Below are 13357 nucleotides of genomic sequence, written 5' to 3'. Positions count from 1 at the left end.
TCATCCCTGCGGGTCGGCCACCGCGACGCGGGCCGGACGCAGCACCCGTTCCGCGAACCGGTACCCCGGCTGGAGGATCTGGACGCACGTCGCGACCTCGTACTCGTCGGAGTGGCTGTGCATGAGCGCCTCGTGGACGGCCGGGTCGAACGGTTCCCCGGCCTCCCCGTAGCGCTCGAGGCCGAACCGCGTGAGCGTCGCCTCGAGCTTGTCGGCGATGGCGACGAACGGACCGGTGAGGTCGCCGTGCTGCCGCGCGAGGTGGACGTCGTCGAGGACCGGCAGCAGCGACTCGGCCACGCCCGCGAGCGCCGTGTTCTTGGCGACGTCGCGGTCGCGTTCGACGCGCTTGCGGTAGTTCGCGTACTCCGCGTTCAGCCGCTGGAGCTCGTCGAGGCGCTGGGCCGCGAGGCTCTGCGCCGCGTCGAGGTCGGCCTCGGCTGCGCCGTCGTTCGGGCCGCCCACGGTGGGCGCGGCCGGAGCGGGTTCGGCCGCGGGAGCGCCCCGGACCTCACCCGTCTCCGGGTCGAGCCTGCGGTTGTCGCGGACCACGACGGGTTCGTCCTGCTGGTGGTCCTCCGCCATCACTTGTCCTTCTCGTCGTCGACGACCTCGGCGTCCACCACGTCCTCGTCGTCGGAGGACGACGACCCCTGGGCGGAGGCGCCCGCGTCGGCGGAACCCTCGGACTGGGCCGCCGCGTACATCGCGGAGCCGAGTTCCTGCGAGGCCTGCGCGACGACGTCGGACTTGGCCTTGATCTCGGCCGCGTCGGTGCCGGCGAGGGCGGTCTTCAGTTCCGCGACAGCGGCTTCGACCTTCGCCTTGCCGTCCTCGGGGAGCTTGTCGGAGTTGTCCGCGACGAACTTCTCGGTCTGGTAGACGAGACCCTCGGCCTGGTTGCGGGCCTCGGCCTCCTCGCGGCGCTGCTTGTCCTCGTTCGCGTGCGCCTCGGCGTCCTTGACCATGCGGTCGATGTCCTCCTTCGACAGCGCGCTGCCGCCGGAGATGGTCATCGACTGCTCCTTGCCCGTGCCGCGGTCCTTCGCGTTCACGTGCACGATGCCGTTGGCGTCGATGTCGAAGGTGACCTCGACCTGCGGCACACCGCGCGGGGCGGGGGCGATGCCGGTCAGCTCGAACGTGCCGAGCGGCTTGTTGTCGCGGGCCAGTTCGCGTTCACCCTGGAACACCTGGATGAGGACCGAGGGCTGGTTGTCGTCCGCGGTGGTGAACACCTCGGAGCGCTTGGTCGGGATCGCGGTGTTGCGCTCGATGAGCTTGGTCATGATCCCGCCCTTGGTCTCGATGCCCAGGGAGAGCGGGGTGACGTCGATGAGCAGGACGTCCTTGCGCTCGCCCTTGAGGACACCGGCCTGCAGCGCGGCGCCGATGGCGACGACCTCGTCCGGGTTGACGCCCTTGTTGGGCTCCTTGCCGCCGAGCAGTTCCTTGACGGCGTTGGTCACGGCCGGCATGCGGGTGGAACCACCGACGAGCACGACGTGGTGGATGTCGGCGAGCTTGACGTCGGCGTCCTTGATGACGTCGTGGAACGGCTTCTTGGTGCGGTCCAGCAGGTCCTGGGTCATCTGCTCGAACTGGGCGCGGGTCAGGGTCTCGTCCAGGTGGACGGGGCCGTTCTCGCTCATCGAGAGGTACTGCAGGGAGATGCCGGTGCTGGTGGCCGTCGAGAGTTCCTTCTTGGCCTGCTCGGCGGACTCGCGCAGACGCTGCATCGCGATCTTGTCCTTGGACAGGTCGATGCCGTAGGCGCTGGAGACCTTCTTGAGCAGGTGGTCGACGACGCGCTGGTCCCAGTCGTCGCCACCGAGGTGGTTGTCACCGGAGGTGGCGCGGACCTGGATGGTGGAGAACCCGTCCTCGTCCTTGCCGACCTCGAGGAGGGAGACGTCGAAGGTGCCGCCACCGAGGTCGAAGACGAGGATGAGCTCGTCCTCCTTGCCCTTCTCGAGCCCGTAGGCGAGAGCGGCGGCGGTGGGCTCGTTGATGATGCGCAGGACGTTGAGGCCCGCGATCTCACCGGCCTCCTTGGTGGCCTGGCGCTGCGCGTCGTTGAAGTACGCGGGGACGGTGATGACGGCGTCGGTGACGGCCTCGCCGAGGTAGCTCTCCGCGTCGCGCTTGAGCTTCTGCAGCACGCGGGCGCTGATCTCCTGCGGGGTGTACTTCTTGTCGTCGATCGTGGTCGTCCAGTTGGTGCCGACCTCGCGCTTGACCGAGCGGACGGTGCGGTCGATGTTGGTGACGGCCTGGCGCTTGGCGATCTCGCCGACCAGCACCTCACCGTTCTTGGCGAAGGCGACGACGGAGGGCGTGGTGCGCCCACCCTCGGCGTTCGCGATGACCGTCGGTTCGCCGCCCTCCAGGACGGAGACGACGGAGTTGGTGGTCCCGAGGTCGATGCCGACCGCACGTGCCATGGCTTGAGGCCCTCTTCCTGCGCTTGGTGAGTGTTGAGCGTTCTCCACTCAAGTCTGCCCAGCGTCCCGGATCTGTCAAGCCGGGACATCGGCAACTTGAGTCTGATGGGCTCAACTCACGAGGAGGGGGTCTTGTTCCCGACGAGGAACTCGGGGGAACTAGGGGGGAGAGCCGTTCGCTCTCAGGACGTGGAACCCCTGCGCCGGCTGCCCCTGCACTTCGACGAGGCGTCGAAGGCCGGGATGACCCACGTGAACCTCTCCGCCGTCCGCGCCGACGGCCCCCACCTCTGGGTGGCGGGCGACGAGACCGCCACGGTCGAACGGCTGACGGCCGTCGTCGAGGACGGTCGGGTCCAGGGCTACGACCGTCAGGTCAGCGTTCCCCTGGCCGAACTCGTCGACCTGCCCGGACCGCACGACGAGGAGGCCGACGTCGAGGGTCTGGCCCGCAGCGGCCCCTGGCTGTGGGCCGTCGGTTCGCACAGCCTGAAGCGCAAGCGGATCCGCGACCACGACCCCGACGACAAGGCCCGCCGGCGCCTCGGCCGGGTCGTGCGCGAACCCAACCGGTTCGTCCTCGTCCGACTGCCGATCGACCCGGCGACCGGCCTCCCCGCCCGCGAGGTCGACGTCGACGGCGAGACCCGCACCGCGGCCGTCCTCGGGGCCCACGACGACGACCTGAGCACCCACCTCGCCGACGACGACCTCATCGCACCGTTCCTCGCGATCCCCTCGAAGGACAACGGCCTCGACGTCGAGGGCATCGCCGTCCACCACTCCCCCGACGGCGACCGGCTCTGGGTCGGTCTGCGCGGGCCGGTGCTGCGCGGCTGGGCGGTCCTGCTGGAACTGCGCCCCCGCACCCACCGCAGGAACCCGGGCCGCCTCGTCCTGGAGGAGTTCGCGGACGGCACGACCTACCGGCTGCACCTGCTCGACCTGCGGGGCCTCGGCATCCGCGACCTCTGCCCCGACGGGGACGACCTGCTCGTGCTCAGCGGCCCCTCGATGGGTCTCTCGGGACCGGTGCGCGTGCACCGCTGGATCGGCGGGTGCGTGACCGAGGCCGCCGACGTCGTCCGGGCCGTGGAGCTCCCGGTGGTCCTGGACCTCCCGCACGGCCAGGGCGAGGACCACCCCGAGGGGATCACCCTCCTCCCCGCCGACGTCACCGGGACCGTGGCTCAACTGCTGGTCGTCCTCGACTCCCCCGCGCCGCAGCGACACACTCCCGACGGCGGGATGCTCGCCGACCTGTGGGACCTCACCTGAGGCTCAGCCCGACACTCAGCCCACCGACGTGACGAACGCTCCCCCCACCAGCCGGAGCACCAGCGGCAGGGCGGCGACGACCACCCCGACGATCACCAGGACGGTGTCCGCGCGTCGCCAGGGAGCGGGCAGCGCCCAGCTGCGGCGCAGCGCCGTGTCGCCGGCGAACCCCCGGGCGTCCATCGCGACGGACGTCCGTCCCGCCCGCCGCACCGCGTCGACGAGCAACCCGAACGCCGTCGAGGCCGACCACCGCAGGCGCGACAGCGGGCCCCGTCCGGGGCCGAGCCCGCGGACCCGGCGGGCGGCGGCGATCTGCGCCCAGGACGCGGCGAGGGTGTCGAGCTGACCGAGGGCGGTCACGACGGCCACGACGACGCGTCCGGGCAGCCGGAGCCGCTGGGCGAGGTGGTCGCCGGCCTCGGCCGGGTCGATCCAGCCGAGCAGGAGCGCACCGGGGAGGACGAGCACGAGCAGGCGCAGGGACGCCGTCAACGCCGTCCACAGGGGTTCGGGACTGCTGCCGGCGACGACCGTGGACCACCCGACGGAGACCGCGGCGACCAGCAGCGGCAACGACCGCACCAGGAACGCGCGCCGGTCACCGACGACGAGCGGGAGGCAGAGCAGTTGCACGGCAAGGGCTCCGGCCGCCTGCCACCACTCCTGGACGGCGAAGGCGCCGACGGCGCAGAGCACCCCGACGGCCAGCAGCGGCAGGGGTCCGCAGTGCCGGACGAGAGGCCCGGGACCGGTGCTGCGCCGTTGCGCGGCCGTCGGTGGAACCCCGTCGTCCACAGGTGTGGGGTGCAGTCCCACAACCTTGTCCACAGGTGTGTGCACAGTCCTGTGGACATCGCTGTGGAGGACTTCACCGTCCGTCACGCCGCCGCCGCCCCACGCGAGCTGCGACCGGCGACGAGGTGGACCCCGGCGCCCGTGGCGACGGCGTGGACCAGACCGGCGTCGTGCGTGCTGACGGCGACGGCGGCCCCGTCCCGGGCCGCACCCGCGAGCAGTCCCGCGACGACGGCCCAGGTACCCCGGTCCTGCCCGACGCTCGGTTCGTCGGCGAGCAGCAGCGCCGGGCCGGCGGCCAGGGCGGCCGCGAGCGCCAGTCGTCGTTGTTCGCCGCCGGAGAGCCGGAAGGGGTTGACGTCGGCGCGCTCCCGCAGGCCGAGGACGTCGAGCAGGGCGTCGGCCCGGGCGGTGTCCCGACCGAGGACCCGGGGGGTCGCCCGGACCTCGCCCCGGACGTCGGTGGCGAGGAAGGAGTGCTCCGGGGACTGCGGGACCCACCCGGTCCGGGCGGCCAGGTCGCGCGAGCGCCAGGTGTGCGGTGCGGGACGTCCCGGGGGGGCGAACCCGGTCGCGGCGACGAGGTCGCCGGTGGGGCGCTCGAGCCCGCCGAGGACGGCCAGCAGGCTGGACTTCCCCGACCCGCTGTCGCCGGTCAGGGGGGTCGTGACGCCGGCGCGGAGGGTGACGTCCACGTCGTGCAGCACGGTGACGGGTGGGGTCGGGCGCAGTCCACGGCGGCGGCGGACCAGTCCCAGCCCGTTGCCGCGCAGCACGTCTCCCACGACGTGCAGGTCCGGGCGGAGCAGCCCCGCCGGGAGGTCGAGCGGCTGCGGGGCGGGAGCCCCGGGCAGCCAGAGCCCGTCGGCCAGCAGGGCCGGGTCGGCGAGGACCCGGTCCGGGGGGCCGTCGGCACGGACCCGGCCGTCGCGGCCGAGGACGACGACGCGGTCGACGTGCGGGGCCCACCCGGCGAGGTCGTGGTCGACGACGACGAGCCCGCGGTCGCGGGCGGCCTCGAGCACCGCGGCGCGCACGGCCCGGGCGGTGGGGGCGTCGAGCATCGAGGTGGGTTCGTCCAGCAGCAGCACGCCGGGGTCGGCGGCCAGCGTCCCGGCGAGGGCGAGCCGCTGGCGTTCCCCCCCGGACAGCGTGACGACCTCGCGGTCGCGACCGGCGGTGTAGCGGGCGGCCGCGTGGGCGCGGGCCACCCGCTGCCAGATCAGCGACCGGTCCAGGCCGGCGTTCTCGGGCCCGAACGCGGTGTCCCGGCCGGCGAGCTCGGCGACGACGGCGTCGAGGGGGTCCTGGACCAGGAGCCCGACCTCCCCGGCGCGCGGAGCCCGACCGTCGAGCAGGACCTCGCCGCTCGCGTCGACGTCGTCCTCGAGGAGTCCCGCGAGCGCCCGCAGGACGGTCGACTTGCCCGCCCCGCTGGGCCCCACGAGCAGGACCCGTTCCCCGTGCCGGAGGTCGAGGTCCACGTCGGCCACCACGGGTCGACGGGACCCCGCGGGGGTGACCGTCAGGCCGCGCAGGGTCAGGTCAGCCACGGTCGCGGGCGCGGCCGTGGTGCTCGCGGCCGGCGGCGAAGGCACCGAGCGCGCCGGAACGGGCCAGTCCCCGCACCAGCAGCCAGCCGCCCAGGCCGGCGACGACGGCGCCGGAGACGGCGAAGGTGCCCACGTAGAAGAGGCGCCAGCCGAGGTCCCAGGTCCCGTCGTAGCGGTAGAACTGCTCGAAGAGCCCTTCCAGGACCCCGGCGAGGATCCCGCCGAGGACGGCGACGGGCGGTCCGAAGCGGCGCCAGGCGAACAGCGCGACGGCGATCTCGACCCCGACGCCCTGGATCGCGCCCGAGACCAGGGTCGTGATGCCCCAGTAGTTGCCGAGCAGCGCCTCGACGGTCGCGGCGACCATCTCGGCGAGCAGCGCGGCGCCCGGGCGGCGGATCACGAGGGCGGCGACGACGGCCGGCAGCAGCCAGACCCCGGCGACGAGGCCCTTGAGCGGCGGCAGCGCCGCGAACAGCGGTTCGACGGCGAGGTACAGCACGTCCCAGCCCCAGAAGACGACGCCGAACGCGACGCCGAGGACGGCGGCGGTGACGAGGTCGACGGTGCGCCAGTGCGCGGTCCCGCGCGAGCGGGTGAGGGTGGTGCTCATGGTGGTCCTCCTGTGGTCCAGGAGGGGGACCCGCCGCCACCGTGGCCGCGGGTCGAGGACGTCCCGACTCCCTACGCCGGTGTGACCCGGATCAGGTTCGAGGGTCTGCGGGAACCCGCACTCTCAGCGCCACCCGGCGCTCCCCTGTCGTTGTCCCGCGACCCTACTACCCCCGTCCTCCCTCCCGACTCGTGATCGGGGCGGGGATCGCCCGCCGGACCACCGGTGGGGAACTGCGACCATGGCCGGGTGCTCCGGATGATGCGTGGACCCGACGGCGGCCCCTCCCGGGCGGTCCGGCTGATGACCCTGATCGTCGTGATCGCGGTCCTCGGGGCGAGCGCCGCCGCCCTCACGCCGGTCCTGGGGTGGCTCCTGGACCTGCTGTAGGGCAGGGTTCGGGCCATGAGTTCGATCGTCTGGAAGCTGGTCGGCCCCGGTGCCGGCATCATCGCGACGGCTGTCGCGAGCCGCGTCACCAAGAAGGTGTGGGTCTCGGTGACCAAGTCCCCGCCGCCGGACAACCCGGAGGACCCGGACGTCGCGTGGAAGGAAGCCGTCGTCTGGGCGCTCGCCTCCGGCGCGATCATCGGCCTGACCCGGCTGATCGTCGAACGCCAGGCCGCGGTCTGGTACCGCAACAGCTTCGGCGAACTGCCGCCCGGGCTCGGGCCGGGCGACGACGGAGCGGTGAAAGCCAACTCCTGACCCCTTCCGGGTGCGGTCGCGTCGCGCGCGTGCTGCGATGTGATCGCACCGGGAACGGGCTCGCGCGGACGTCCGTCCGCCACCTCCCCGGTGTTCTGGAGGAGGAACCGTGAGCGCTGCGGACAAGATCAAGAACGCCGCCCAGGACGTCGCCGGCAAGGCGAAGGAAGCGGTCGGCGGGGCGAAGGACGACGACGCCCTGCGCCACGAGGGTCAGAAGGACCAGGCCGCCGCCGACCTGAAGCAGCGCGGCGAGCACGTCAAGGACGCCTTCAAGGACTGATCCTCAGCCGAACAGTTCCACCAGCCGGTCCTGCCGGGTCTCGATGGTGTCGTCGACGACCCGCAGGGCCGGGTTCGCGTCGTGGTGGGCGATGATCTCGCGGGCTCCCTCCGCGAACGACGTCGTCGCCGCGAAACCCGGGACGAGCCGCTTGAGCTTGGTGTTGTCGAAGACCACCGAGTGCGCCTTGTCCCCCAGCAGTCCCGCGGCACCTCCCGGCGTCTCCCGCGCGATGACTTCGCTGGGGACGTGCACGAGACGGGGTTCGGCCACACCCGCCGCGGTCGCCAGCCGGCGCGCGATCCCGTCCCAGGTGAGGACCTCGTCACCGGTGATGTGCACCGCGTCGCCGACGACGGCGGGTTCCCCGAGGAGCGGGACGAGACCTTTCGCGAGGTCGGTGTGGTGGGTCAGCACCCACGTCGACGTGCCGTCCCCGTGCACGACGACGGGCTTCCCGCGACGCATCCGGTCGATGGCCGTCCAGCCGTCGTCGAGCGGGATCGACGCCCGGTCGTAGGTGTGGCTGGGGCGCACGACGAACGCGGGGAAACCTTCCTCGCGGTAGGCCCGGGTCAGCAGTTCCTCGCAGGCGATCTTGTCGCGGGAGTACTGCCAGAACGGGTTGTGCAGCGGCGTCGACTCGGTGATCGGGAGGTGCGCGACGGGTTTCTGGTAGGCGCTCGCGCTGGAGATGAAGACGTACTGCCCGGTCTTGCCGCGGAACTGCTCGACGTCGGCGCGGACGTGGTCGGGGGTGAAGGCGACGAAGTCGACGACGACGTCGAACTCGCTGTCCCCCAGCACCTCTCGCACCGCCGCCGGATCGCGGACGTCGGCCGTGAGGACCTTCGCGTCGGCAGGAACCTCCCGCCGGCCGCTGCCCCGGTTGAGGATCGTGAGGTCGATCCCGCGTTCGACGGCGAGCGTCGAGCACGCCGAACTGATGATCCCGGTACCGCCGATGAACAGCACGCGCAACGCCATGGGGGGTTCTCTCTCCGCGTCTCGACTTCCTCGTCCGTCGGGGAGGTTACGCCTCCCGTCCGGCGCCGGCGTGTTCGAGTGGTCCCTCCACCTCGCTGCGCGTCCTCGCCGATGAGCCGAGGGGACGGGTCCCTCGCGTCACCCTCTCGGCCTCTTCGCCGCCGCGTTCCACCCATCCACGCCCCCGCCCGCTCCGAAGCGCTGCGTGGGCGAGGACGAAGAGGTGCGAGGCGTGGAGTTCCTGACACTCGAACAGCACCCCCGGGCGGTGACGACGGCCCGTCACTGGGTCGTGGACGTCTGCGGTCGACGTGGTCTCGACATCCCCACGCAGGACGCGGTCGAACTCGTGACGGCTGAGATGGTCGGCAACGCCGTCCGGCACGGAGGCGGCGGGATCGTCCTCACGGTCGACGCCTCGACCCCGTTCCTGTCGTTGCTGACGGGTGACACCCGACCCGCGTCCGCGCCGGTGCTCGCGGTGTCCGTGACCGACGCGGGCTCCTCCCGACCCCACCCCCGCGCCGCGGCCGACGACGCGACCTCCGGACGCGGGTTGGCCCTGGTCGACGCGTTGTCCCTGCGGTGGGGCGTGACCGCGGTGACGTCCCCGGGCGCCACCGGTGCGGGGAAGACGACGTGGGCCGTGCTCGCCACGGCGGGTGCGAAGCCGCGGGAGGACGACGTCCTCGACGGCGGACAGGTTCCCTGAGCCCTCAGGACGAGTCGGCAGGTCAGGTCTTCGAGGCGTCGGCGCCCTGGGCCGGGACCGCACCAGCACCCGGAAGCGCCAGCAACCGCCGACTCTCGCGCAGCAGGTCGATCCAGAAGATGCCGTAGACGACGGTCGCGATCGTCACGCCGAAGAAGGTCACGACGACGACCGTCGGAGAGTCGAGTCGACGGAGCAGCAAGGCCTCCGCGGCGAGCACGAGGCCCAGGGGCAGCGCCGCCCACACGGCCAGGCGGCGGACACGAGGGCTGCGAGTCCGCTCTCCCCCAGGGTGGAGGCAGAACACGGCGAACTCCTGCGCCGCCCGAACAGCCTCCTCGTCCGGATGCCGCCTCCCCGCCTTCGCCCACTTCGTGACCTCGAGACGACGGCGGAGGGGAACCGCCCGCCAGGCCGCGAGGACCGCGCGCCTCTGCTGTCGTCGTACCGATCGAGGACCGCCGTTCACGTCCCCGAGTGTCCGACAGCTCGGCGGGCCGGTGGCCTCTGCGCACACGAACGGGTGAGTCCGGGGACCTCGTGGCGCAGGAGGTGCGGGGCGCGAGGAGTCCCGAGCGTTCCCGCTGAGCCGACGACAGGACCGTCCTCCGACTGCGATCCGGGAGAACGACGAAGGCCCAGGTCGGCGCTCGCGTCGCGGACCTGGGCCTTCACGGTGGAGCGGGTGACGAGAATCGAACTCGCACTATCAGCTTGGGAAGCTGAAGTTCTACCATTGAACTACACCCGCGAACACGGTCACGAGGACCGGGCACAGCCATCGTAACGGACACCGGGAGGTGGTCCAACCGACGGTACCGTGACGCCGTGCTGCTCTCCGACCGCGACATCCGCGCCCAGCTCGCCTCCGGCCGCGTGGTCCTCGAACCGTCCGAGCCCTCGATGGTCCAGCCGAGCAGCGTCGACGTGCGCCTGGACCGCTACTTCCGGCTCTTCGACAACCACAAGTACTCCGTCATCGACCCGGCGCAGGAGCAGCCCGACCTCACCCGCCTGGTCGAGGTGCCCGCGGAGGACCCGTTCATCCTGCACCCGGGTGAGTTCGTGCTCGGCTCGACGTACGAGGTCGTGTCGCTGCCCGACGACATCTCGGCCCGGCTGGAGGGCAAGAGCAGCCTCGGGCGGCTCGGGCTGCTGACGCACTCCACGGCGGGCTTCATCGACGCGGGGTTCTCCGGGCACGTGACGCTGGAGCTCTCCAACGTCGCGACGCTGCCCATCACGTTGTGGCCCGGCATGAAGATCGGGCAGCTCTGCTTCTTCCAGCTGTCCTCCCCCGCCGAGACCCCGTACGGCAGCAGCAGCTCGGGCTCGCACTACCAGGGTCAGCGCGGTCCGACGCCGAGCCGGTCGGCGCAGAACTTCCACCGCACCACGATCTGAGCGAGTCACAACTGCCACACTGGTCACACCCGACGACGCCGCGGTCGGGTCTGCGCCCCCCCTGGAGAGCCCTGTGACCCGCACGCCGATCCACCGCTCCCGGACCGCACGGGCCCTGCCGGTCGCCCTGCTCGCGGCGCTCGCCCTGACCGTGGGACCGGCTCCGGCCACCGCGGCGCCCCAGGCCGGTTCCGAGACGCTCACCCCGCTGTGCTCCCCCGCTCCGCCGGTGCAGCACCCGGGCTGCGGCACGACCCAGCGGGGTGCCCCACTGCCCAGCGGGACGCCCAACGAGGTCGTCCGCCTCGCCGGCGCGGACCGGTTCGCGACAGCCGTCGCGGTGGCCGAGCACGGGTTCCCCGAGGCCGACGTCGCCGTCCTCGTGAGCGGGGCGGACCGCCACCTCGTCGACGCGTTGTCCGCCGGGCCGCTGGCGCGCAGCCTCGCGGCGCCGGTCCTGCTCGCCACCCGCGACGAGGTCCCCGCCGCCACGGCCGCCTACCTGCGCGAGCACGCGGTGCGTTCGGTCCTGCTCGTCGGGGGCGAGGACGCCCTGTCCACCTCGACCCCGGACCGGTTGCGGGCGCTCGGGATCGGCGACGTGCAGCGGATCGCCGGCGCCGACCGGTACGCGACCTCGCGCGCCGTCGCCGCGTTCATGCCCACGGCGACGCACGCCTGGGCCGCCTCGGGCGAGGACGCGCACCTCGTCGACGCCCTCGCGGCGGCCGGCCCGGCGGCCCGACTGGGCGAGGCCCTGGTCCTCGTCGACGACGCCGACCCGGTCCCCGCCGGTGCAGCCCTGCGGGCGCGTGGCGCCACGTCGACGACCGTGGTCGGCGGCCCCGAAGGCGTCCTCCCGGAGGCTCTCGCCACCCTGCCGACGCCGCACCGCGCCGCGGGTGCCGACCGCTTCGGGACGGCCGCCGCCGTGGCCGTCGAGTCGCTCCAGCGCGGTCTGCCCGCGCAGGACCTCCTGCTGGCGCCGGGTCTGAGCGGTCACCTCGTCGACGCCCTGGCCGCCGGCCCCCTGGGCCGCACGACCCTCCTGGTCGGCGACGACCAGTCCGCGCGCGACGTCGTCGAGGCCTGGTTCGAGACCTACGGCGCCGGGCGCACGACGGCCGTGGGAGCGGTCGAGATCGCGAGCTGACCCCGTCGCCGGGTCGAGGAGCTGAAGATCACGCGCTCGTTCGGCCCAAGGTTCGCGCTCGAAGGCTTCAGGAGCGGGCCGCACGAGCCGTTGACACTCAGGTGAAGCCCGTGGTGACGACGCACGGGGAAGCCGCCAGCAGCCACTGGCCCTCCCCGCCTGCAGACGCAGACGACCTGCCGGGGTCCGTCGCGCCCGTACGCGTCGGCCGCCAGGGGATCTACGACCGGGACCGTCAGCTCGTGGCCTACGAACTGCTCTTCCGCAACCACGGTCGGGCGAGCGCCGAACTGGCCGAGGGGTCCGAGCAGGACCACGCCACGTCGCAGGTCATCAGCGCCACGTTCGGCGACTTCGGCGTCGAGCAGATCGCCGGGGACAAGCTGCTCTTCATCAACCTCACCCGCGGCTTCTTCACGGGCGAACTCCCGATCCCCTGCTCACCGCACCAGGTCGTCCTCGAACTCCTCGAGAACGTCGAGGTCGACGACGAGGTCATGGCCGGGTTGCGGCGGGTCAAGGACCAGGGCTACCGGATCGCCATCGACGACTTCATCGGCGAGGTCGGCCGACTGCCCGCCCTGGGCCTCGCCGACTACGTGAAGATCGACATCGAGGCCGCCGGCGACACCTTCGACGACGTCCTGGCCCTCGCCCGCGAGCACGCCCCGACCGCCCTCATCGTCGTCGAGCGCATCGAGGACGACGCGCTGTTCACACGTTGCCGCGAGGCGGGTGTCGACCTGTTCCAGGGCTACGGCCTGCAGCGGCCGGTGACGTTGGAGGCCGTGAGCCTCACGCCGTCGCAGCTGGTCTGCCTCCGCCTGGTGCGGGCCCTCACCGGTGCGGAGGTCCCGATCCGCGAGATCGAGGATCTCGTCGCCTCCGACCCGGCCCTGAGCCTGCGCGTGCTCAAGACCGTCATGTCGGCCGCCGTCGGCTCCAAGAGCGAGATCACCTCGCTGCGCCAGGCGATCGTCCTGCTGGGTCGTCAGCAGCTCTGCTCCTGGGTCGTGCTGATGCTCCTCGGCGGGGTCACCAGCGTCGACACCGAGGCCCTGACCATGGTGCTCGCCCGGGCCTCGGCCTGCGCGCGGCTCTCCCCGGCCCACGAGGACCTCGCCTACACCGTGGGGCTGCTCTCCGGGGTCGCCGGCGTGCTGGGCATGCGCGACGACGAGCTCGTCGACACGACCGGCGTCTCCCGGACGGTGCGCAACGCCCTCGTGGAGCGCCGTGGGCCGGCCGGTTCGGCCCTGCGGGCCGTGCTCGCCTACGAGGACGACGAACCGTTCGTGATCGCCGACGCCGGACACGCCGTCTACGAGGTGTCCCGCGCCTACCTGGCAGCACTGAGTGGCGCCATGGTCACTGTCGGTTCAGTTCTCGAACGATCCTGACGCCGGACACGCGACCGGGATGCA

Annotated in this window: 15 protein-coding genes, 1 tRNA gene and 1 riboswitch; of the genes, 8 read left to right on the top strand and 8 right to left on the bottom strand. The window is 72.6% G+C overall.

Annotated features, from left to right (window positions below; translation table 11 throughout):
* Together grpE and dnaK are read right to left on the bottom strand one after the other, a co-directional pair.
* Positions 1-585: a nucleotide exchange factor GrpE gene (gene grpE / locus SJY07_RS15695; RefSeq protein ID WP_380160370.1), complete on the bottom strand. Its 585-nt coding sequence runs from the start codon at positions 583-585 to the stop codon at positions 1-3.
* Entirely contained in the window at positions 585-2444 is a 1860-nt protein-coding gene (gene dnaK, locus SJY07_RS15690) for a molecular chaperone DnaK (RefSeq protein ID WP_380160368.1), read from the bottom strand. Before dnaK ends, grpE begins: the two co-directional genes overlap by 1 nt.
* Before the next feature lie 189 nt (positions 2445-2633).
* Here dnaK and SJY07_RS15685 point away from each other — a divergent pair, with 189 nt between their 5' ends.
* Positions 2634-3722 (top strand): DUF3616 domain-containing protein, encoded by a 1089-nt coding sequence (locus tag SJY07_RS15685; protein WP_380160366.1) that lies wholly within the window; start codon positions 2634-2636, stop codon positions 3720-3722.
* A gap of 15 nt (positions 3723-3737) precedes the next feature.
* Here the strand turns inward: SJY07_RS15685 and SJY07_RS15680 are convergent, their stop codons facing one another.
* From SJY07_RS15680 to SJY07_RS15670, 3 genes are all read right to left on the bottom strand, one after another.
* Positions 3738-4520: an energy-coupling factor transporter transmembrane component T family protein gene (locus SJY07_RS15680; protein WP_380160364.1), complete on the bottom strand. Its 783-nt coding sequence runs from the start codon at positions 4518-4520 to the stop codon at positions 3738-3740.
* Positions 4521-4603: 83 nt separating this feature from the next.
* The gene (locus SJY07_RS15675; RefSeq protein WP_380160362.1) at positions 4604-6073 is read right to left on the bottom strand and encodes an ATP-binding cassette domain-containing protein; all 1470 of its coding nucleotides are present in this window, start codon (positions 6071-6073) and stop codon (positions 4604-4606) included.
* Positions 6066-6686 carry an ECF transporter S component gene (locus tag SJY07_RS15670; protein ID WP_380160360.1) on the bottom strand — a complete coding sequence of 207 codons (621 nt, stop codon included), beginning with the start codon at positions 6684-6686 and terminating at the stop codon, positions 6066-6068. Before SJY07_RS15670 ends, SJY07_RS15675 begins: the two co-directional genes overlap by 8 nt.
* 51 nt (positions 6687-6737) lie before the next feature.
* A riboswitch (TPP riboswitch) is annotated at positions 6738-6842 on the bottom strand.
* Between the two features lie 93 nt (positions 6843-6935).
* On the opposite strand from SJY07_RS15670, the gene SJY07_RS15665 reads away from it, so the two are divergent.
* From SJY07_RS15665 to SJY07_RS15655, 3 genes are all read left to right on the top strand, one after another.
* Positions 6936-7076 (top strand): hypothetical protein, encoded by a 141-nt coding sequence (locus tag SJY07_RS15665; RefSeq protein WP_328293306.1) that lies wholly within the window; start codon positions 6936-6938, stop codon positions 7074-7076.
* Positions 7077-7091: 15 nt separating this feature from the next.
* Entirely contained in the window at positions 7092-7394 is a 303-nt protein-coding gene (locus SJY07_RS15660) for a DUF4235 domain-containing protein (protein ID WP_380160358.1), read from the top strand.
* Positions 7395-7503: 109 nt separating this feature from the next.
* Positions 7504-7677: a CsbD family protein gene (locus tag SJY07_RS15655; RefSeq protein WP_328293308.1), complete on the top strand. Its 174-nt coding sequence runs from the start codon at positions 7504-7506 to the stop codon at positions 7675-7677.
* Between the two features lie 3 nt (positions 7678-7680).
* On the opposite strand, the gene SJY07_RS15650 is transcribed toward SJY07_RS15655, so the two are convergent.
* On the bottom strand, positions 7681-8664 hold the full coding sequence (locus SJY07_RS15650) for an NAD-dependent epimerase/dehydratase family protein (RefSeq protein WP_380160356.1): 984 nt from the start codon (positions 8662-8664) through the stop codon (positions 7681-7683).
* Positions 8665-8896: 232 nt separating this feature from the next.
* Between SJY07_RS15650 and SJY07_RS15645 the strand changes: the two genes are divergently transcribed.
* Positions 8897-9376 (top strand): ATP-binding protein, encoded by a 480-nt coding sequence (locus SJY07_RS15645; RefSeq protein WP_380160355.1) that lies wholly within the window; start codon positions 8897-8899, stop codon positions 9374-9376.
* A gap of 22 nt (positions 9377-9398) precedes the next feature.
* Here the strand turns inward: SJY07_RS15645 and SJY07_RS15640 are convergent, their stop codons facing one another.
* Together SJY07_RS15640 and SJY07_RS15635 are read right to left on the bottom strand one after the other, a co-directional pair.
* Positions 9399-9683 carry a hypothetical protein gene (locus SJY07_RS15640; protein WP_380160353.1) on the bottom strand — a complete coding sequence of 95 codons (285 nt, stop codon included), beginning with the start codon at positions 9681-9683 and terminating at the stop codon, positions 9399-9401.
* A 370-nt stretch (positions 9684-10053) separates the two neighbouring features.
* Positions 10054-10127 (bottom strand) — tRNA-Gly (locus tag SJY07_RS15635).
* Between the two features lie 77 nt (positions 10128-10204).
* On the opposite strand from SJY07_RS15635, the gene dcd reads away from it, so the two are divergent.
* From dcd to SJY07_RS15620, 3 genes are all read left to right on the top strand, one after another.
* Positions 10205-10780, top strand: coding sequence for a dCTP deaminase (gene dcd / locus SJY07_RS15630; protein WP_328293311.1), 576 nt, complete (start codon positions 10205-10207; stop codon positions 10778-10780).
* Positions 10781-10853: 73 nt separating this feature from the next.
* Complete coding sequence (locus SJY07_RS15625; protein ID WP_380160351.1) at positions 10854-11933, top strand: cell wall-binding repeat-containing protein; 1080 nt, start codon at positions 10854-10856, stop codon at positions 11931-11933.
* Positions 11934-12043: 110 nt separating this feature from the next.
* Positions 12044-13333 (top strand): HDOD domain-containing protein, encoded by a 1290-nt coding sequence (locus tag SJY07_RS15620; RefSeq protein WP_328293313.1) that lies wholly within the window; start codon positions 12044-12046, stop codon positions 13331-13333.
* Positions 13334-13357 lie beyond the last annotated feature (24 nt).

It is taken from the genome of Kineococcus sp. R86509 (genome assembly GCF_042466365.1).
Taxonomy (GTDB): Bacteria; Actinomycetota; Actinomycetes; order Actinomycetales; family Kineococcaceae; genus Kineococcus.
Note: the sequence above shows the minus strand (reverse complement) of the source record. Positions and strands in the feature narration are given on the sequence as shown.

Coding starts and splice junctions, on each gene's coding strand:
- grpE (WP_380160370.1), bottom strand. CDS start 585: ATGGCGGAGGACCACCAGCAGGACGAACCCGTCGTGGTCCGCGACAAC.
- dnaK (WP_380160368.1), bottom strand. CDS start 2,444: ATGGCACGTGCGGTCGGCATCGACCTCGGGACCACCAACTCCGTCGTC.
- SJY07_RS15670 (WP_380160360.1), bottom strand. CDS start 6,686: ATGAGCACCACCCTCACCCGCTCGCGCGGGACCGCGCACTGGCGCACC.
- SJY07_RS15660 (WP_380160358.1), top strand. CDS start 7,092: ATGAGTTCGATCGTCTGGAAGCTGGTCGGCCCCGGTGCCGGCATCATC.
- SJY07_RS15650 (WP_380160356.1), bottom strand. CDS start 8,664: ATGGCGTTGCGCGTGCTGTTCATCGGCGGTACCGGGATCATCAGTTCG.